The following is a 19,430-nucleotide window of genomic DNA, read 5'->3' on the forward strand; positions in this document are numbered from 1 at the left end:
CTCGAGGGCTCGTGGCAAGTTTGCCTCCTGGCCGCACGGCTTGCGGTCTCAAAGTGTCAATGCCCGCGATAGGGGCGCTGAATCAGCTGCCCGGCAGCCCCCAGCCGAACGGGTCATCTGGATCAATCAGCAGCGTCGCTTCGGCGCTGATGAAGGCCTGGCCGCGAATGGTGGGCACGACGCTGGCCGCATCCAGCTCGTACCAACCCTCGAAGACGCTGCCGATGACGCTGGCCTGGCGCCAGACCTCGCCGGGCGCCAGCCTGGCCGCGGCCGCCAGGCAGGCCAGCTTGGCGCTGGTGCCGGTGCCGCAGGGCGAGCGGTCGTACTGGCGGCCGGGGCAGAGCACGAAGCTGCGCGAATCGGCCAGGGCCGGGTCGACGTCGACGAAGAGCTCGATGTGGTCGATGACGGCGCCGTCGGCACCGCGGTGGCCCTGCGCATGCAGGGCTTCGCTCACCATGGCGGCGTAGTCGGTCAGCGCCGCCACGCGGTCGGGTGTCACGGCCTGGCCATGGTCGGCGCAAAGGAAGAACCAGTTGCCGCCCCAGGCGATGTCGCCAGTGACGGTCTGGCCGGTCGGCAGTTGCACGCTGGCGCCCGCGGCCAGGCGATAGGCCGGCACATTGCGCACGCTGACCCGCCCATCGGCGTGCAGGGTGGCGCGCACGTCGCCCACCGGCGTTTCGATGATGTGGTCGCCCGCCTGGATGCGGCCCAGATGCGCCAGCGTCACGATCAGGCCGATGGTGCCATGGCCGCACATGCCGAGGTAGCCGGTGTTGTTGAAGAAGATGACGCCGGCCGTGTGGGCCGGATCCTGCGGTGTGCACAGCAGGGCGCCGACGAGGACTTCGCTGCCGCGCGGCTCCAGCAGCGTGGCGCGGCGCCAGGCATCGTGCGCGCGGGCCAGGCGCTCGCGGCGTTCGGCCATGCCGCCGCCGCCCAGATCGGGGAAGCCGTCGACGACGACGCGCGTCGGCTCGCCGCCGGTATGGGAGTCGATGATCTGGATGCGCTTCATGGCGGGATCAGAGCGGTCTGGCAACGGCACCGTCCAGCTTGAAGGCAGCCACCGTTTCGGCCAGCTGCCTGGCCTGGTGCTGCAGGCTCTCGGCCGCCGCGGCGCTCTCCTCCACCAGCGCGGCGTTCTGCTGCGTGACCTGGTCGAGCTGGTTGACGGCCTCGCCGATCTGGCCCAGGCCCTTGCTCTGCTCGCCGCTGGCCGCGCTGATCTCGCTGATCAGGTCCGCCACGCGCTTCACCTGGGTCACGACCTCGTCCACCGTGCGGCCGGCCTCGCCGACCAGCTTGTGGCCGGCGTCGACGCGCTCGACACTGGCGCCGATCAGCGACTTGATCTCACGCGCCGCCTCGGCACTGCGCGTGGCCAGTGTGCGCACCTCGCCGGCCACCACCGCGAAACCGCGGCCCTGCTCGCCGGCCCGCGCGGCCTCCACGGCGGCGTTCAAGGCCAGGATGTTGGTCTGGAAGGCGATGCCGTCGATGACGCCGATGATGTCGGCGATCTTGCGGGAGCTGGTCGTGATCTGCTCCATGGTGCTGACCACCTGCACCATGACCTGCCCGCCCGTCTCGGCGACGCGTGCGGCGCTGTCGGCCATCTGCGCTGCCTGGCGGGCCGTGTCGGTGTTGTGCTTCACGGTGGCGCTCAGTTCCTCCATGGAGGCGGCCGTCTCCTCCAGGCTGCTGGCCTGCTCCTCGGTGCGCTGGCTGAGGCTGGCATTGCCCTCGGCGATCTGGCCGCTGGCCGTGGCGACGCTGTCGGCATTGCCGCGCACGGTGCCGACGATGGTCACCAGCGCATCGTTCATCTTCTGCAGCGCGCACAACAGCTGGCCCGGCTCGTCCTTGCGACTGGTGTCCAGGCGCAGGCGCAGGTCGCCGGTGGCCACGGTCTCGGCAGCGGCCACCGCCTCATCGATGGGGGTGACGACGGAACGCGTGATCAGCACCGCCAATACCGCACCCACGGCCGCGGCCACCAAGGCAGCCACGACCACGGCAACGGCGGCGAAGTCGACATGGTTGTCGGTCGTCTTGGCAGCCTCATGCATCAAGGTCTTCTGATAGCCGACCAGGGCTTCGATCGCCGCGAAATACCGGTCCTGCAGGGCCCGGGTCTCGGCCAGCAGCAGATCGCGGGCCGCATCCGCCTCGTTCTTCATGCCGAGATCGATGACGCGCTGCACCGACGCTTCATAAGGTGAATGCGCCTGCGCCGCCGCGGCCAGCAACTGGCGGCCCTGCGGGTCCTGGATGGCATCCAGCTTCTTCTCCAACGCGGAGATCTCGGCGCGGGCGGTTGTCACGTCGGCCAGTTCCTTTTTCTTGGCGGCCTCGTCGCTCAGCATGACGACGTCGCGCACGGATTGAGCGATCTCGTTGACATGGTCCTTGATCTGCTCGAGCTGCTGGACCTTGACCATGCGGTCCTCCACCATCAGCTCCAGGGCCGCGTTGATCTGGTGCAACTGGCTGCGTGCGTAGCCGGCCAGCAGCACGCTGAACATGATGGACAACGCGAAGGCGAGCCCGAGACGGCGGCCGATACGCAGGTCGTTCAGAAAGCGCATGTTGTTTCTCCCGTGGCTGGACGAGCCGGCTCGGGCTGCCCGTCTTGTGTCATCCTCTGCCATCGCATCGCGAAGCGCGGTGCAGCGTAAGGCGGAACGGTCATGGCTGTCACGGGCAATCTGGGTGAAAAAGTCCTCGCTTTGGTGGTGGAGCCGCCCCTGGCGGACTGCGCGCCCAGCCCGCGGCCCCAGGATGCTGCGGCGCGCGCCATCGAGGGCGCCGCGGCCAAGGCCGGCCTGGCTGCCGGTACGCTGGCCCTGCCACCCGGGCCGCTGGGCTGGGCCACCATCGCGCCGGAGATGCTGGCCGTCTGGCATATCCAGCGCCAGCTCGTCGCCGACATCGCCGCCCTGTATGGCCGCAGCGCCGAACTCGGCCCGGCGCAGATGCTGTGGTGCCTGTTCCGCCACACGGCGGCGCAGGCCCTGCGTGATCTCGGCGTTCGGGTCGGCGAGCGCATCATCGTGCGGCCGGCCGCCCAGCTGCTGCTGCAGCGTGCGGCCGAGGCGGTCGGCGTGCATCTGGGCAAGAAGGCGGCAAGCCGTGCCCTGTCACGCTGGGTGCCCCTGGTCGGCGCGGCCGGCGTCGGCGCCTATGCCTACTGGGACACGCGCCAGGTCGGGCGCGCGGCCGTGCAGCTGTTCGAGTCCGAGCAGGTGATCGAGAACGAGCCGGGCTAGCGTCTCGGCGACAACCCTGTGTAACTTCCGCATCCGGCCGCTTGATACTCGGCCGCATGCAGCTGCCTGCCATCCTCGACATCGAAGCCTCGGGCTTTGGCCGCGGCAGCTATCCCATCGAGATCGGCTTCTGCAGTGGCGAGGGCGCCCTGTTCTGCGGCCTGATCGTTCCCGAGCCCGAATGGCAGCACTGGGACGCCGGCGCCGAGGCCTTGCACGGCATCAGCCGCGAGCTGCTGCGGCGCCACGGCCGGCCGGTGCGCTGGATGGCCGAGCAGCTCAACGCCCGCCTGGCCGGCCAGACCGTCTATTGCGACGGCTGGGGCCAGGACTACCCGTGGCTGGCGCGCCTCTACGACGCTGCTGGCGTGGGCTTGCGCTTCAAGCTGGACGATCTGCGTGGCCTGCTCAACGAAGCCGAGGCCCTGCACTGGCGTGGCGTCGTCGACGTCGTGCGCCAGCGCCAGCGCCTGACCCGCCACCGCGCCAGCAGCGACGCGCGCGTGCTGCAGCTGGCCCTCGGCGAGATCAAGAACGGCGTCGCTGCCTAGGGTTCACCGGCGGGCAGCCAGCCCAGCGCGGCCTCGATGGCCGCACGATAGGGCGTGCGCACTTCCGGCGGCGCGTTGCAGACGTATTCGCGGGCGCGCGCCGCCGTCTCCTCGTCGAGTTCGCGAAGGTAGCGGAGCACGTCGTCGGTGTCTTCAGGCACCTGCCCGAAGACACCGCGGAACTTGGGCTGCAGCGCCGTCCAGACCACGGCGTCGAAGCCGCTGGTGGCGGCCCATGCGGCTACGGCCGCCGCCCCGACGGGATATTTCGGCTCGGGACCCGGCCACAGCCCGATGGACTCGACGCCGCTGCCCTCGCGGCCCGCCAGCGCTTCCTGGGCCTGCTCGCCGGTGGCATAGGACAGCTCGACGAATCGGGTCGGCACCAACGGCACGCCGTCCAGCAGGATCAGCGTCAGGCGGCCATCCTGGGCGGTGCGGGCGAACTCGACGGGCAGGCTCGGCCCGCCGGTCTGCCAGGGGGCGGCGCAGTGCAGCACCCCCGGCTTCCACACGACCGAGCCCCAGCCTATGCATGCAATCCTCATGGGCGCAGCTTACCGGCTGGGGGCGTGCCCTGGGCGGACGGTCTTCAGGGCCCCGTCAGCTCGCCGCCGCGCCAGCAGCCGCGGCCCGCGCGCTTGGCCTCGTACAGGCTTGCGTCGGCCTTCTCCACCAGTTGCTCCAGGCTGGCCGTGCCCGTCGTCGCGACGCAGTAGCCGACGCTGACGCCGATCTCCAGTTCCAGCTCGCCGATGTGATACGGCGCGCTGATGGCCTGCAGCAGCTTGGCCGACACCGCGGCGGCGGCCTGGGCCGCGTGGATCTGCGGCAGCAGCACGGCGAACTCGTCGCCACCCAGGCGGGCCGCGAGGTCGGTCGGACGCAGCGCATGGCGCAGCCGCAGGGCCACGGCCTTCAGCAGCGCGTCGCCGGTCGGGTGGCCGTGCTGGTCGTTGACGGGCTTGAACTTGTCCAGGTCCAGGTAGAGCAGGGCGACGCGCTGGCCCTGGGCCTGATCGAGCAGGTGGCGCGCGCCCTCCTCGAAGCCGGCGCGGTTGAGCAACTGGGTGAGGGCGTCGGTCTGCGAGGCCAGGCGCAGGCGCGCCTCCTCGCGCCGGGCCTCGGTCACGTCCACCTCGATGGCGATCAGGCCCTCGATATTGCCGCTCTGCACGCGCAGCGGCGCGTACTGCACGTCGAAGCTGCGTGCGTCGCGTTCGCCGCCGTCGGCGAGATCCAGGCGGCGCGTCTCGCCCGCCAGGGCGCCGGCAATCAGCTCGGCGCGCCGGGCGTAGGCCGGCGCGCCGAAGAGCTCCGCCAGCGGCCGGCCCACCCAGTCCTTGAGCTGCACGCGCCGCTGCTCCTCGAAGGCGGCATTGAAGAAGATCACGCGGCCCTCGGTGTCGCCGACGAGGAACTGGGCCTGCGCGGTGTGGGCGACGGCCAGCAGCATGGCCTCGCTGCGCTCGCGCTCGCGCTGGGCGCGCACCTGCTCGGACATGTCGCGCAGGATGACGGAGATGGTCTCGATGCGGCCGCGCAGGTCGCGGTGCATGATGATGAGGCAGTCCACCGGCACGCGGGCCTGGCCCAGCTGCACGCTGACGCGACCGCGCCAATGGCCCTGGCGCAGGGCCTCGGGCAGCACGAACTTCTCGTAGAGGTCGAGCTGCTCGGCGGAGAAATAGTCGGCGATGTGGGCGTCGTCCAGCGGCGCGTCCGCGGCCATGCCCAGGCGGGCGCGGGCCGCGGGATTGAGATAGCTCAGGGCGCCCTGTTCGTGGGCCTGGCAGACGAAGTCGGGCGTCATGTCGAAGATGGCCGCCAGCGTCTTGTGGGCCTTTTCCTGCTCGCCGCGCTCGGTGACGTCCTCGACGGTGCCGGACTGGCCTGCGACCTTGCCGCCGAAGTACAGCGGCGCCGTGCGCACGGCGATCCAGCGGATGCGGCCATCGTCGCCGCGCTTCATCTTGCGCACCATGTCGATGGGCTCGCCGGTGGCCATGTGATGCTTCCAGCGCTGGATCAGCATGTCGCGCTGCTCGGGATGCACCAGTGTCGTCCAGCCCCAGGCGATGTCCTCGCGCCTGAGGCCATGCACGCGCAGATAGCTGTCGTTGACGTAGACGATGCGGCCGGTCTCGTCGGTGCGAAACAGGCCCAGGGGCATGGCATTGCTGGTGGCCTGCAGCGTCGCCTCGCGCAGCCGTGCCGCGCGCTGCAGCTGACCCAGCCAGCGTGCCAGCAGCACCAGGCCCAGGGTCGCGATCGCGGCGGCGGCCAGCAGCAGGCTGCGCTGGCGCCCGAAGGGTTCGAGGACATCCTCCTCGGCGCCGGACAGCAGCAGCTTGAGGCCGTAGTCGGACAGGGTGACGAAGGCGCCGACGCGCGGCCGGCCGTCGGTGGCCGCGCCGCTGCTGGCGTAGAAGCCCTCGTGGCCGCTGAGGTCGCGGCGGGCCGTGGGGAACTGTTCGAACAGGTTGCGGCCGGCGAAGCCGGGGACCTCGGGCCGGCGCGACAGGGCCAGGCCGTCCGCGCGCAGCATGACGAGGGAGGAGGGCGGCAGCGGCGTGAACAGGCCCTGGGCGTCGTGCAGGCGCTGCAGGTCGATGGTGGCCATGACGAACTCGTAGTCGTCCAGCGGCCTGGACAGCCGCATCAGCAGCGGCATGCGCAGGCGGCCGTCGTCGCCATGGCCGCCCAGGCGCAGCGGCAGGCCCAGGGTGATGCCTTCGGGCACCAGGCCGGCGATCTCGCCGAAGGCCGCGGTGCCGGCGATGCTGGCGTCGTCGTCCTCGGCGCCGGCCTGCAGCCGCATCACCTTGCCGGTGGGTGAGACGAGGACGATGTCGACGAGCTGGCGCGAACCGCTGCGCACGCTGTCGACGAACTGGCGCAGCATGGAGTCAGCCAGCGGGCGGTCGCCGCGTCGCGTCAGCAGCCACAGGTCGACGACCCGCAGCGCACTCTCGGCCTGACGCAGCACCGGTTCGGTCTGCATGGCGACGGCGCGCACGCCGGTGGCGAGCTCCTGGCGCTGCTGGGCCAGCAGTTCGCGCGGCTTCTCGACGGCATACCAACCCACCACGACCCAGATCGTCAGCACGACGGAGCCGAAGGCCAGGGCCGGCGCCAGCAGCAGGGCGCGTTCGCGCCAGCGGCGGCGGCGGGCCAGCGGCGGCGGCTCGGCGAGGGGTGGGGCGTCGCTCATTGCGGGCGGGGTTTGCGGCTCATTTTGCGCCGCAGCCCCGCCAGCGGGCGGTGCTATTTCGCGCTGAACAGGCCGGCGTGCTGCTCGCGCAGCAGTTTCTTCTGCACCTTGCCCATGGCGTTGCGCGGCAGCTCGGCGGCGACGATGACGCGCTTGGGTACCTTGAAGCCGGCGATGCGCTCCTTCAGCGCCTTGATGAGGCCTTCCGGGTCGGGCTGGCCGGCGGGCGTGATGACGGCCACGACGGCCTCGCCGAAGTCCGGATGCGGAACGCCGATGACGGCCGATTCGCCCACGCCCGGCAGTTCGTTCAGGAAGCCCTCGATCTCCGCCGGGTAGACATTGAAGCCGCCGCTGATGATGAGGTCCTTGCTGCGGCCGATCAGCGTCAGATAGCCGTTCTTGCCGATACGACCGACGTCGCCGGTCTTGAACCAGCCGTCGGCGGTGAACTCCTCGGCCGTCTTCTCCGGCATCTGCCAGTAGCCGCTGAAGACATTGGGGCCGCGCACCTGCACGTGGCCGATCGCGTCGACCGCGCAGGGCCGGCCGTCGTCGTCGAGGATGCGCAGGCCGACACCGGGCAGGGCCGGGCCGACGGTGCCACCGATGCGCGCGCCATCTTCCGGCTTGCAGGGGTTGGAGGTCAGCATCAGCGTCTCGCTCATGCCATAGCGCTCCAGGATGAGGTGGCCGGTGCGGGCCTGCCAGTCGCGCCAGGTCTCGATCAGCAGCGGCGCCGAGCCGCTGATGAAGAGGCGGATGTTCTTCGTGTCGAGCTGTTTTTCCTGCAGCAGCCGCACATAGAGCGTCGGCACGCCCATGAAGACGGTGGCCTCGGGGAAGCGGCGCGCGACCGCGCCGGCCTCGAACTTGTTGAACCACAGCATCTTGCTGCCGTTCAGCAGCGCGCCGTGGGAAGCGACGAAGAGGCCGTGCACATGGAAGATGGGCAGGGCGTGCAGCAGCACGTCGTCGGGCCGCCAGTCCCAGAAGGTCTTGAGCGTCTGCGCGTTGCTCAGCAGATTGCCGTGGCTGAGCATGGCGCCCTTGCTGCGCCCCGTCGTGCCGCTGGTGTAGAGGATGGCGGCGAGGTCGTCGTCGGCGCGCTTCACCGGTTCATGGGCCAGCGGCATCTGCGCGGCGCGGTCCAGCAGGGTGCCGCTGCGGTCGTCGTTCAGCGTGAAGACCCAGCGCACGCCGCGCTGGAAGGCCAGCTTGCTGACCCAGCCGAAGTTCTTGCCCGCGCAGACGACGACGCCGGGCGCCGCGTCGCTGATGAAGTGCTCCAGCTCGGCGGCGTGATAGGCCGGGTTCAGCGGCAGGTAGACGAAGCCGGCGCGCAGCACGGCCAGGTAGAGCATCAGGTTCTCGACGCTCTTGTCGGTGTGCACGGCGACACGGCTGCCGGCGGGCAGGGCCAGCTTGCCCAGCCAGTTGGCCAGCATGGCGCTGCCGTTGTCGAGATCGCGCCAGCTGTAGAGCAGGCGGTCATTGTCGATGGCCGTCGCATCGAGATCGGCCGGGAAGCCGGCACGCAGGGCGGAATAGAGATTCATGGCCGCTCAGTCCATCTTGGTGCGCGGATTATGGGCAGGGCTCAGGGTTGCAGCAGTGCCGTCACGCGGCCCAGCAGCTCCTGCTTGGAGAAGGGCTTGTTGAGGCTGTCGCAGCGGGCCTCGTCGAGGAACTGGCGGGCGATGGGCGACAGGGTGTCGCCGGTGACGAAGAGCATGCGGCGCGCCAGCTGGGGCTGGCCCTGCCTGACCTCGCGCCACAGCTGGGCACCGTCGATGTCGGGCATGTGCAGGTCGCTGACGATGGCGTCGAAGCGGGCCTCGGCCAGCATGGCCAGGGCCACGGCACCGGATTCGGCCGTCATGACCTCGTAGCCGGCGCCCGACAGCATCTCGCCGATGAGCTCGGCAATCTCGGCTTCGTCGTCGACGACCAGGACGCGGGCGCTGCATTCATCGGTCGCGGGCAGCGGCACGGGCTCGGTCTCGCTGGCTTCGGGCTCGCCGCTGACGGGCATCTGCAGGCAGAAGCAGGCGCCGCCGCCGTCTTCCTGCAGGGTCAGCTCGCCGCCATGGTCGCGCGCGATGGAGCGTGACACCGCCAGGCCCAGGCCCGTGCCGACGCCCTCGCTCTTGGTCGTGAAGAAGGGTTCGAAGATGCGATCCTGCAGCTCGGACGGGATGCCGGGGCCGTTGTCGCGCACGCGCAGCCACACGCGTGGCACGCGGCGGCGGTCGCCGTCGGTCATGGGCGCCACGCCGGTGGAGACCGTCAGCTGCCGGCCATGGTCGCGCGCGCCCAGGGCCTGCTGGGCATTGACGATGAGGTTGAGGACGATCTGGCCGATCTGGTCGGCATCGGCCTTGACGGGCGGCAGGCCGGGCAGCAGGTCCAGCGTCACGGCGATGCCATGGCTGCGCAGCACATAGCCCAGCATGTCGACCGCGGCCGTGGCGAGGTCGTTCAGCGCCACCTCGCTGCGGTTGGCCGGGCGGCTGCGCGCCATGTTCAGGAAGGTGCGCACGATGCGGCCGCAGCGCTCGGCGGCCTCGTGGATGCGCTGGGCGTCGGCCGCCAGCGCATGGCCGCTCATCTTCTCGGCCAGCAGGGAGGCGCGGCCCATGACGATGGACAGCGGGTTGTTCAGCTCGTGGGCCACGCCGGCCAGCAGGCTGCCCATGGCCGTCAGCTTCTCGCTCTGGCGCAGGGCTTCGCGCTGGCGCTCGATCTCGCTCTGCGCCGTCTGGCGCTCGGAAAGGTCGAACAGCGAGGCGGTGTAGAAGGTCTGGCTGCCGACGGCGGTGCGCCACAGCAGCATCTCGACGGGGAACTCCGTGCCGTCGGCGCGCAGTGCTGCCATCTCGACGCGCCGGCCCATGACGCGCTGTTCGCCACCGGCCGTCACGCGCGCCATGCCGGCGTTGTGGGCGGCCCGCAGCCGCTGCGGGATCATGACGTCGGCCACCGACCGACCCAGGGCTTGCTCGCGCGGGATGCCGAACATGCCCGCGGCCGCCGGGTTGAACTCGACGATATGGCCGGTCTCGTCGGTGGAGACGAGGGCGGCCATGGCGTTGTCGAAGATGGAGGACTTCAGGGCCTGCGTGGCTTCGAGCTCGGCGACCTTGGCCGACAGCTGGGCGTCGCGCAGCTTGAGCTCGGTCAGGTCCAGGCTGATGGCTACCGTCGCCTGGGGCACCCCTTCGCGCACGTCCACCGGCACGAGGTGCTCGCGCATATAGCGGCGGCCCACGCCGGCGAGCTCGGTCCAGCCCTCCCAGGCGACGGTCTGGCCGGTGGCCAGGCGCTGGCGCACGGCGTTGTAGCCCGCGTAGGCGATGTCACCGAGGATGCGACCGATGGGCTGGCCCAGCACCTGCTTGGGATGCAGGCGGGTGAACTTGAAGAATTCGTGGTTGGCCCAGACGAAGCATTCGTTGACGTCGATGACGACCACGCGGGCCGGCACGGCCTCCAGCAGCTGGACGAGCAGGGGCAGCGTGGCCTTGACCACGCCGCCGAGCTCGCCGACGCCGGCGTCCGGCGCAGGATGGAAATGGAAGTCATCGGTCATTGAAGCGCTCTCCGCTGGGCGCCGCCGATGATAAGTAGGCTCAAGCCGCGATCGCGTCGGTGGAAGCGGCAGCACCCTGCTGCATGGTCTGGGCGACGTGGCCGTACATCGTCGTCCAGGCCTCGCGCACCTCGGGCGTGAAGCCATCGCCGAGGCCGGCGGACAGGGTGTCCAGCAGGGCCGCGCCGACGCTGGCGTAGTGGGCCTCGACGACGCCGTAGCCGGCATGGCGCTGGCCGAGCTTGAGCAGCACCGGGTTCAGCGAGTGGGGGCGGTCCAGCAGCTCGATGGCGGCGGACAGCATCTGCATCAGGCGGGCGCCCTGCTCGCTCATGTCGCCACCGCGGAAGAGGGCGCGCAAGGCCGGGTCGCGGGCGAAGAGCTGGGCATAGAAGGCCTCGGCCACCGTGGGGGCGAGGGGCTTGAGCGGCTCGAAGCTGCTGCGGATGAGGTGGATTTGCTCGGGGGTCATGGAAGGGCTCTCAGGTGCGGAAATAGGCATCGAATGCCGGGGCGAAGACGCACAGCAGCGGCAGGGCCGCGACGAGACGCTCCAGGGGGTGCCAGGCCGGGGCCGGCGGGGTGGACAGGTCATCGAGGTCCTCGGCGAAGGCCTCGCTGCGGTAGATGACGGCCATGGTTTCCGGCCAGTCGGTCATGGGGTTGTCGCTGCGGTAGTGCATGGCGGTCTCCGGTTGGGGTGTCGCCACTGTCGGAGGCGCCGGTTTCACTGCCGCTTCACCGGCGGGCCCGTGTGTTGCGTTTGTTTCAGCAGGCCGCCCGGCGGCGCGGCGCCTGCCTATCATTCGTCGCCATGGCAGACACCAACGCCCCGTCCACCGTGCTGCTCGTCGACGACGAGCCCGAACTGCGCGCGCTGCTGGCCGAATATTTCGGCCGCAGCGGCTTCATCGTCATGCAGGCCGAGAGCGCGGCGGCTGCCCGCGCCCTGGTGGCCGAGCGCGTGCCCGACGTCGCCGTGCTCGACATCAACATGCCGGGCGAGAACGGCCTGTCCCTGGCCCGGGCCCTGCGCGAATCGCATCCGCGCCTGGGCCTGGTCATGCTGACGACGGCCGGCGAGGCCATCGACCGCATCGTCGGCCTGGAAGTGGGCGCCGACGACTACGTGGCCAAGCCCTTCGAGCTGCGCGAGCTGCTGGCCCGCGTGCGTGCCGTGCTGCGCCGCCTGCAGGTGACGGCTGCGCCGGCGCCGGTGAGTGCAGACCCCGAGCGCGTCGCCTTCGGCCCCTGCGCCCTGGACATGGCCCAGCGCAAGCTGTTCGGCGCCGGCGGCGAGGAGATCGACATCACGGCTGCCGAGTTCGACCTGCTGGCCCTGTTCGCGCGTCATCCCAACCGGCCGCTGAACCGCGACCAGATCATGGAACAGGCCCACAACCGCGGCTGGGATGTGTTCGACCGCAGCATCGACCTGCGCGTCATGCGCCTGCGCCGCAAGGTGGAGCGCAACCCCGACAAGCCGGAAGTGATCAAGACTGTCAGGAACGTCGGCTACGTCTACGTTCCGGCCAGCTGATCTGATCGTCGCGGCCGTAGTGCCTGTATTCGGGCCGAGCGCTGGGCCGCTCCCGAGCCGGCCCGTCTGGCGATGTGCTTGCGGCTCGATGCCGCAAGCATCGCCGTCCCCTCGGGGGACCGACTAGGCTTGCCCGCGTTCAGCGTGGCGAGACTGGGCGAGGGGCTTCAATTCGCCATCGGCAACTTCAACCAGCGCTGCAGTCTCGTGCGCAGCGCAACGAAGTCCAGCGGCTTGGTCAGGTGCTCGTCCATGCCAGCCTCGAGGCTGGCGGCGACGTCGGCGTCCAGCGCGTGGGCCGTCAGGGCCAGGATGGGGAAGGCCGGCAGCTTGCCTTCGCGCTGCTGGATGCGGATGCGCCGGGCGCATTCCAGGCCGTCCATGCCAGGCATCTGGATGTCCATCAGCACCAGGTCGGGAGCGGCTTCGGCGCAAGCGGCCAGGGCTTCGAGGCCGTTCTTGGCCAGACGGGCCTGGATGCCCATCAGCGCCAGGAATTCCAGCGCGACGACCTGGTTGATGTGGTTGTCCTCGACCAGCAGGACCTGGGCTTGGCGTTGGCTCTTGGAGGAGCCGTCTTCGTCGGGGTGCGGCGCGTCGACACCCGCACCCTCGGTGGTGGCATTGAGCCAGTACGGAGTCAGCGCCAGCGCTGGCTCGGGCAACCTCGACTTGTCCATCCCCATGTCCTTGTGTCAGCTTGTTCTTATCAGGCCCGTCCTGGGGCCGTGGCCCATTGTTGCCTCAGCCGGCGCCGCGGCGCAACCGCTTGCCCCACGAATACGGTGCGAATAACCGCCGCCCATGTCGCCTGAATCGACCGCCCGTCGGCTGCGAGTGCTGACAGTTTTCGACATCACGGCTCCCTACACTGCTCGCCTTTGCCGTTTTGACCCCCCTCCCATGTCGTCTGAAGGTCTGATCCGCATCCGAGGTGCCCGCCAGCACAACCTCAAGAATCTCGACCTCGATCTGCGCACCGCCGAGCTGACCGTCGTCACCGGGCCGAGCGGCTCGGGCAAGTCCAGCCTGGTGTTCGACACCCTCTATGCCGAGGGCCAGCGTCGCTATGTGGAGACTTTCTCTGCCTACGCGCGCCAATTCCTCGATCGCATGGACCGACCCGCCGTCGACAAGGTGGACGGCGTGCCGCCGGCCATCGCCATCGACCAGACCAACCCGGTGCGCACCAGCCGCTCCACGGTCGGCACCATGACGGAGCTGAACGACCACTTGAAGCTGCTTTACGCCCGCGCGGCGGAGCTTTTTGATCGCAAGACGGCCTTGCCGGTCAGGCATGACACGGCGCAGAGCATTTATGTGGAGCTGATGGCGCGCGCCGAAGCCGACGGCGACCCCAGGATGGTGCTGACCTTCGCCGTGGAACTGCCCGGCAACACCTCGGCCGAGCAGGTGCAGCAATGGCTGTCCGCCAGCGGCTTCACGCGGGTGCAGGGCGAGCGCGAAGTCGAAGGTAAAAAAGTGCTGGACGTGGTCGCCGACCGCTTCCGCATCCTCGGCGCCGACAAGCAGCGCGCGATGGAGGCCATCGAGCTCTGTTTGAAGCGCGGCATGGGGCGGGTGAATGTTCACGTCGGTGACGATGGCGCCACACTCTGGCGCTTCAGCACCGGCCTCCACTGTCCCGAAAGCGACATCCGCTATGCCGATCCGCAGCCGGCGCTGTTCTCCTTCAACTCGGCCTTCGGTGCCTGCGACAGCTGCCGCGGCTTCGGCCGCGTCATCGGCGTGGACCTTGGCCTCGTCATCCCCGACGAGCGCAAGACCCTGCGCAACGGCGCCATCAAGCCCATGCAGACGCCGGCCTGGAAGGACTGCCAGGACGACCTGCTGAAGTACGCCGGCGAGGCCGGCATCCCGCGTGACACGCCCTGGAAGGAGCTGAGCCCGGCCCATCGCGACTGGGTCATCAATGGCACGCCGAACTGGAACGGCAACTGGAACAAGCAGTGGTACGGGGTCAAGCGCTTCTTCGACTACCTGGAGAGCAAGGCCTACAAGATGCACATCCGCGTGCTCTTGTCCAAATACCGCAGCTACACCGAATGCCCGAGCTGCCGCGGCGCGCGGCTGAAGACCGAGGCCCTGCTGTGGCGTGTCGGTTCGAAGGCGCTGGCGGATGTCGCGCTGCCGGCGGCGCAGCGCTTCCTGCCGGTGGGCGTGGACTGGTCGCGTGAGCAGCTCGAAGCGCTGCCGGGACTGAGCCTGCACGACCTGATGCAGCTGCCCATCCAGAAGCTGCGCAATTTCGTCGACGAGCTGCAGCTGCCCAGCACCATGCTGGACGAGGCGCTGAAGCTGCTGCTGGACGAGATCCGCCATCGCAGCCGCTATCTCTGCGACGTCGGCCTCGGTTATCTGACCCTGGACCGCCAGAGCCGCACGCTGTCGGGCGGCGAGGTGCAGCGCATCAACCTGACGACGGCATTAGGCACCTCGCTGGTCAACACGCTTTTCGTGCTGGACGAGCCCAGCATCGGCCTGCATCCGCGCGACATGGGCCGCATCGTGCAGGCCATGCAGCGCCTGCGCGACGCGGGCAACACCCTGGTCGTCGTCGAGCATGACCCCGCCGTCATGCTGGCCGCCGACCGCCTCATCGACATGGGCCCCGGCCCCGGCGAGCGCGGCGGCCAGATCGTCTTCGATGGCACGCCCGACAGCATCCGTGCGGCGGACACGCTGACCGGCGCCTACCTCGGCGCGCGCAAGCATGTCGGCATGGGGCTGAAGCGCCTGGTGGACGAGTCCACGCCCAAGCTCATCCTCGAAGGCGTGCGCGAGCACAACCTGAAGGACGTCAGCGTCGAGTTCCCGCTGCAGCGCATGGTGGTGGTCACCGGCGTGTCCGGCTCGGGCAAGAGCACGTTGATGCAGGACGTGCTCTACCCGGCCCTGGCCCGCCAGTTCGGCAAGGCCACCGAGACGCCCGGCGTGCATGAGCGCCTGCTGGGTGCCGACCATCTGGCCGACGCCGTCTTCGTCGACCAGTCGCCCATCGGCAAGACGGCCCGCTCCAACCCGGCCAGCTATGTCGGCGCCTGGGACGAGATCCGCAAGCTGATGGCCGACACGCCGCTGGCCCGCGAGCGCAGCTACACCGCCAGCATGTTCAGCTTCAACGCCGGTGACGGCCGCTGCCCGACCTGCGGCGGCTCGGGCTTCGAGCACGTCGAGATGCAGTTCTTGAGCGACGTCTATCTGCGCTGCCCCGACTGCGACGGCAAGCGCTTCCGCGCCGAGATGCTGGACGTCAAGCTCAGCCTGAAGGGCCGCGACCTGAGCGTGTCCGACGTGCTGGAGCTGACCGTCGCCGAGGCTGTCGACCTGTTCAGCCCCCATCGCGCCGTCGTCGCCAAGCTGCAGCCCATCGTCGACGTGGGCCTGGAGTATGTGAAGCTGGGCCAGCCGGTGCCCACGCTGTCTGGCGGCGAGGCCCAGCGCCTGAAGCTCGCCGGTTTCCTGGCCGAGGCGGCGAGCAGCCCGCGCTTCGGCGTCGCCAAGAAGGGCACGCTCTTCCTGTTCGACGAGCCGACCACCGGCCTGCATTTCGACGACATCGCCAAGCTGATGCGCGCCATGCGCAAGCTGCTCAGCGCCGGCCATTCGCTGATCCTCATCGAGCACAACCTCGACGTCATCCGCGCGGCCGACTGGCTCATCGACCTCGGCCCCGAAGGCGGGGAGGGTGGTGGCGAGCTGGTCTGCGTCGGCACGCCCGAAGCGGTGGCCCAACACCCGACCTCGCATACGGCAGCGGCCCTGCGCGACTACGCCCTGCACATGGACCGCCCGGCCGTCGCCGTGGAAGAGGGCCGCCCGCTGCAGGCCCTGATCAAGGCGCGCCGCGCCGCCGACGAGGCCATCAGGATCGTCAATGCCCGCGAGCACAACTTGAAGGGCGTCAACGTCGACATCCCGCGCGGCAAGTTCAATGTCGTGACCGGCGTGTCGGGCTCGGGCAAATCGACCCTGGCCTTCGACATCCTGTTCAACGAAGGCCAGCGCCGTTATCTCGAGTCGCTGAACGCCTATGCGCGCTCCATCGTGCAGCCGGCCGGCCGGCCCGAGGTGGACGCGGTCTGGGGCATTCCGCCGACCGTGGCCATCGAGCAGCGCCTGTCCCGCGGCGGCCGCAAGAGCACGGTGGCGACGACGACCGAGGTCTGGCATTTCCTGCGCCTGCTCTACGTGAAGCTGGGTGTGCAGCACTGCGTCAACGACGGAGCGCCGGTGCGGCCGCAAAGCGTCGAGTCCATCGCCGCCCAGCTGATGCGCGACTACCGCGGCCGGCACGTCGGCCTGCTCGCGCCCCTGGTGGTGAATCGCAAGGGTGTCTACACCGACCTCGCCAAATGGGCCAAGGGTCGCGGCCACACCCATCTGCGCGTGGACGGCGAATTCCTGCCCACCTCGCCCTGGCCGCGCATCGACCGCTTCAAGGAACACACGCTGGAGCTGCCGGTCGGTGACCTCGTCATCGCGCCCGAGCACGAAGCCGAACTGCGCGAGCTGCTGGCCAAGGCCCTGGACGCCGGCAAGGGCGTGCTGCACGTGCTGGCGCCGCTGGATGGCCTCAGCCTGGCCGATGGCGGCACCGGCGCCGGTGTCGGCTCGGTCAAGGTGTTCTCCACCAAGCGCGCCTGCCCGGTCTGCGGCACCAGCTATCCCGAGCTGGACCCGCGGCTGTTCTCCTACAACTCCAAGCATGGCTGGTGCACCAGCTGTGTCGGCACCGGCCTGCAGCTGACGCGCGAGCAGCGCAAGGCCCTGGACGACAGCGTCCAGGCCGACGACAACCGCGGTCGCGAGCAGGGCTTCCCGGCCGAGGAGGCCGAAGTCGAGGGCCTGGAAGATTCGCCCTGCCCGGACTGCCATGGCACTCGGCTGAATGCGACGGCGCGCTCCGTCGAGTTCAACGACAGGGGCATTGGCGACGTCGCGGCCTGGAGCGTCGGCCAGGCGCGCGAATGGGTCGAGGGCTTGCGTCTCGAAGGCCGTGATGCCGACATCGCCCGCGACGTCGTCAGCGAGATCCTGGGCCGGTTGGAGTTCCTCGAGGAAGTCGGCCTGGGCTATCTGACCCTGGACCGCGCCGCGCCCACGCTGTCGGGCGGCGAGGCCCAGCGCATTCGCCTGGCGGCCCAGCTCGGCAGCAATCTGCAGGGCGTCTGCTATGTGCTGGACGAGCCCACCATCGGCCTGCATCCGCGCGACAACCAGATTCTGCTGAAGGCCCTCGGCACGCTGGGTGACAAGGGCAACACCCTGGTCGTCGTCGAGCACGACGAGGACACCATCCGCCGCGCCGACCACATCATCGACATCGGTCCCGGCGCCGGCAAACGTGGTGGCCGCGTCGTCGCCCAGGGCACGGCGGCCGAGCTGGCCGCGGTGGCGGATTCGACGACGGGCCGCATGCTGGCCAGGCCGTTGATCCACCCGCTGCAGGATCGCCGCGCCGTGGACGCCGACACGCCCCGGCTGAAGGTGCTGAATGCGGCCCTGCACAACCTGCAGGGCGTGACTGTCGATGTGCCGCTGCAGCGCCTCGTCGGCGTGACCGGTGTGTCGGGTTCCGGCAAGTCCACGCTGGCGCGCGACGTGCTGCTGGCCAATATGGCCGTCGCCGTGCCGCTGCGCAAGGCGCCCGCCAAGTGGGTGGGCTGCGACGGCATCGAGGGCCATGCCCAGGTGGACCGCGTGCTGGAGGTCGACCAGACCCCCATCGGCAAGACGCCGCGCTCCTGCCCGGCCACCTACATCGGTTTCTGGGACGCCATCCGCAAGCTGTTCGCCGAGACGCTGGAGTCCAAGGCGCGCGGCTATGCGCCGGGCCGCTTCAGCTTCAACACCGGTGAGGGCCGTTGCCCCGGCTGCGAAGGCCAGGGCATGAAGACCATCGAGATGAGCTTCCTGCCCGACGTCAAGGTGCCCTGCGACCAGTGCCGCGGCCAGCGCTTCAACCCGGAGACGCTCGGTGTGTCCTGGCGCGGCAAGAGCATCGGCGACGTGCTGGCCATGGAGGTCGACGAAGCGGTCGAGTTCTTCGCCTCCATGCCGTCCATCGCCCATCCCTTGCAACTGCTGAAGGACGTCGGCCTGGGCTATCTGACCCTGGGCCAGCCGTCACCGACGCTGTCGGGCGGCGAGGCCCAGCGCATCAAGCTGGTGTCCGAGCTGGTCAAGGTGCGCGACGACGTCACGCGCCGCGGCCAGAAGGCGCCGCACACGCTGTATGTGCTGGACGAACCGACGGTGGGCCTGCACATGGCCGACGTCGAGAAGCTGATCCGCGTGCTGCACCGCCTGGTGGCCGGCGGTCACTCGGTCGTCGTCATCGAGCATGACCTCGACGTCATCGCCGAGGCCGACTGGGTGCTGGACCTGGGCCCGGAAGGCGGCGATGCGGGGGGGCGTGTCGTCGTCGAAGGCACGCCGGAGCAGGTGGTGGCGAGCGGCAGCCATACGGGGGTGGCGCTGAAGCCGGTGCTGGCACGGGTGGCTTGAGTTCGCTTCGGTTTTCCTGAAGCCTGCTTGAGCCGCCGGCTTCTTCCTCGCCGCCACGGGGTCGCGCACACTGCGGCCTTCGATTGACGGAGCGCTGCGATGGCTTTTCTTGTCGGCTGGGTGCTGGTCCTGTTGCTGCTGGCCCTGTGGTCAGGCTTGGTCGTGGCCGTGCAGTCGTTTCTCGCTGGCTTGCTGGCCCATGCCGGCACGCTGGGCGCAGGCGGCTGGAGCCTGCCGGAGTCGCTGAGGGACTGGCTGCCGACGGCAGTGGGCGACTGGCTGGTCTCGACGGTCGAGACCCTGTCGCCGCAGCTGCAGTCGCTGGCCGGCGCGCTGCCGTCGCTGTCGGGCAGCGTCACCGTGCTGGCCTGGGTGGTGTGGGCCCTGGGCGCCTTGCTGCTGCTGGTGATCGGCCTGGCCATCCATGTCGGCGTCGCGCTGTGGCGCAAGTCGGCGCGATCCAGCGCGCCCCACCTCTCCTCTTCAACCTGAACCCGCTCGAATGATGGATTCCTCGACGATTTGCCTCGCCCTTCTCGCCGCCGTGCTCGGCACCTCCGCCTGGCAGGCCTGGCGCCTGCGCAACGACCGCCGCGACGTCTGGCTGATCGGCGCCTCCAGTGGTGTCACCGGCCTGGGCGCGGCACTGAGCCACTGGCTCTAGGCCGTGACGAATGGGCCGGGGGCGGAGGCTTCCTAAAATGCGCCGCCCCTAACCTTAGGG

At 69.7% G+C, this 19,430-nt stretch carries 15 protein-coding genes; 6 read left to right on the plus strand and 9 right to left on the minus strand.

Annotated elements, in window-relative coordinates; all coding sequences use genetic code 11:
- Window positions 1-82: 82 nt before the first annotated feature.
- Both AC3WOE_RS28430 and AC3WOE_RS28435 read right to left on the minus strand, forming a co-directional pair.
- Window positions 83-1,024 carry a 4-hydroxyproline epimerase gene (locus AC3WOE_RS28430; protein ID WP_492695472.1) on the minus strand — a complete coding sequence of 314 codons (942 nt, stop codon included), beginning with the start codon at window positions 1,022-1,024 and terminating at the stop codon, window positions 83-85.
- Window positions 1,025-1,031: 7 nt separating this feature from the next.
- Complete coding sequence (locus tag AC3WOE_RS28435; RefSeq protein ID WP_492695475.1) at window positions 1,032-2,597, minus strand: methyl-accepting chemotaxis protein; 1,566 nt, start codon at window positions 2,595-2,597, stop codon at window positions 1,032-1,034.
- A gap of 102 nt (window positions 2,598-2,699) precedes the next feature.
- Between AC3WOE_RS28435 and AC3WOE_RS28440 the strand changes: the two genes are divergently transcribed.
- Together AC3WOE_RS28440 and AC3WOE_RS28445 are read left to right on the plus strand one after the other, a co-directional pair.
- Window positions 2,700-3,278: a hypothetical protein gene (locus AC3WOE_RS28440; protein ID WP_492695477.1), complete on the plus strand. Its 579-nt coding sequence runs from the start codon at window positions 2,700-2,702 to the stop codon at window positions 3,276-3,278.
- Between the two features lie 56 nt (window positions 3,279-3,334).
- Window positions 3,335-3,829, plus strand: coding sequence for a hypothetical protein (locus AC3WOE_RS28445; RefSeq protein ID WP_492695479.1), 495 nt, complete (start codon window positions 3,335-3,337; stop codon window positions 3,827-3,829).
- Here the strand turns inward: AC3WOE_RS28445 and AC3WOE_RS28450 are convergent.
- Genes AC3WOE_RS28450 through AC3WOE_RS28475 form a run of 6 tightly spaced genes read right to left on the minus strand, consistent with a single transcriptional unit; the run spans window position 3,826 to window position 11,318 of the window.
- On the minus strand, window positions 3,826-4,377 hold the full coding sequence (locus AC3WOE_RS28450) for a hypothetical protein (RefSeq protein ID WP_492695480.1): 552 nt from the start codon (window positions 4,375-4,377) through the stop codon (window positions 3,826-3,828). The two genes, AC3WOE_RS28445 and AC3WOE_RS28450, sit on opposite strands and share 4 nt — an antisense overlap.
- A gap of 44 nt (window positions 4,378-4,421) precedes the next feature.
- Window positions 4,422-7,043: a diguanylate cyclase domain-containing protein gene (locus tag AC3WOE_RS28455; protein ID WP_492695482.1), complete on the minus strand. Its 2,622-nt coding sequence runs from the start codon at window positions 7,041-7,043 to the stop codon at window positions 4,422-4,424.
- A 53-nt stretch (window positions 7,044-7,096) separates the two neighbouring features.
- The gene (locus AC3WOE_RS28460; protein WP_492695484.1) at window positions 7,097-8,602 is read right to left on the minus strand and encodes a malonate--CoA ligase; all 1,506 of its coding nucleotides are present in this window, start codon (window positions 8,600-8,602) and stop codon (window positions 7,097-7,099) included.
- A gap of 41 nt (window positions 8,603-8,643) precedes the next feature.
- Window positions 8,644-10,635: a hybrid sensor histidine kinase/response regulator gene (locus AC3WOE_RS28465; RefSeq protein WP_492695486.1), complete on the minus strand. Its 1,992-nt coding sequence runs from the start codon at window positions 10,633-10,635 to the stop codon at window positions 8,644-8,646.
- 40 nt (window positions 10,636-10,675) lie between these two features.
- Window positions 10,676-11,107, minus strand: a complete 432-nt coding sequence (locus tag AC3WOE_RS28470; RefSeq protein ID WP_492695488.1) for a globin family protein — start codon at window positions 11,105-11,107, stop codon at window positions 10,676-10,678.
- Window positions 11,108-11,117: 10 nt separating this feature from the next.
- Entirely contained in the window at window positions 11,118-11,318 is a 201-nt protein-coding gene (locus AC3WOE_RS28475) for a hypothetical protein (RefSeq protein ID WP_492695491.1), read from the minus strand.
- A 131-nt stretch (window positions 11,319-11,449) separates the two neighbouring features.
- On the opposite strand from AC3WOE_RS28475, the gene AC3WOE_RS28480 reads away from it, so the two are divergent.
- Entirely contained in the window at window positions 11,450-12,175 is a 726-nt protein-coding gene (locus tag AC3WOE_RS28480; RefSeq protein ID WP_492695494.1) for a response regulator, read from the plus strand.
- A 167-nt stretch (window positions 12,176-12,342) separates the two neighbouring features.
- On the opposite strand, the gene AC3WOE_RS28485 is transcribed toward AC3WOE_RS28480, so the two are convergent.
- Window positions 12,343-12,855, minus strand: coding sequence for a response regulator (locus AC3WOE_RS28485; RefSeq protein WP_492695497.1), 513 nt, complete (start codon window positions 12,853-12,855; stop codon window positions 12,343-12,345).
- 223 nt (window positions 12,856-13,078) lie between these two features.
- Here AC3WOE_RS28485 and uvrA point away from each other — a divergent pair, with 223 nt between their 5' ends.
- From uvrA to AC3WOE_RS28500, 3 genes are all read left to right on the plus strand, one after another.
- Window positions 13,079-18,706: an excinuclease ABC subunit UvrA gene (gene uvrA / locus AC3WOE_RS28490; RefSeq protein WP_492695499.1), complete on the plus strand. Its 5,628-nt coding sequence runs from the start codon at window positions 13,079-13,081 to the stop codon at window positions 18,704-18,706.
- 99 nt (window positions 18,707-18,805) lie between these two features.
- Window positions 18,806-19,198 carry a hypothetical protein gene (locus tag AC3WOE_RS28495; protein WP_492695502.1) on the plus strand — a complete coding sequence of 131 codons (393 nt, stop codon included), beginning with the start codon at window positions 18,806-18,808 and terminating at the stop codon, window positions 19,196-19,198.
- A 10-nt stretch (window positions 19,199-19,208) separates the two neighbouring features.
- On the plus strand, window positions 19,209-19,370 hold the full coding sequence (locus AC3WOE_RS28500) for a hypothetical protein (RefSeq protein WP_492695504.1): 162 nt from the start codon (window positions 19,209-19,211) through the stop codon (window positions 19,368-19,370).
- The last annotated feature ends 60 nt before the right edge of the window (window positions 19,371-19,430 follow it).

The sequence above is a fragment of the Roseateles sp. FW305-36 genome, assembly GCF_058787015.1.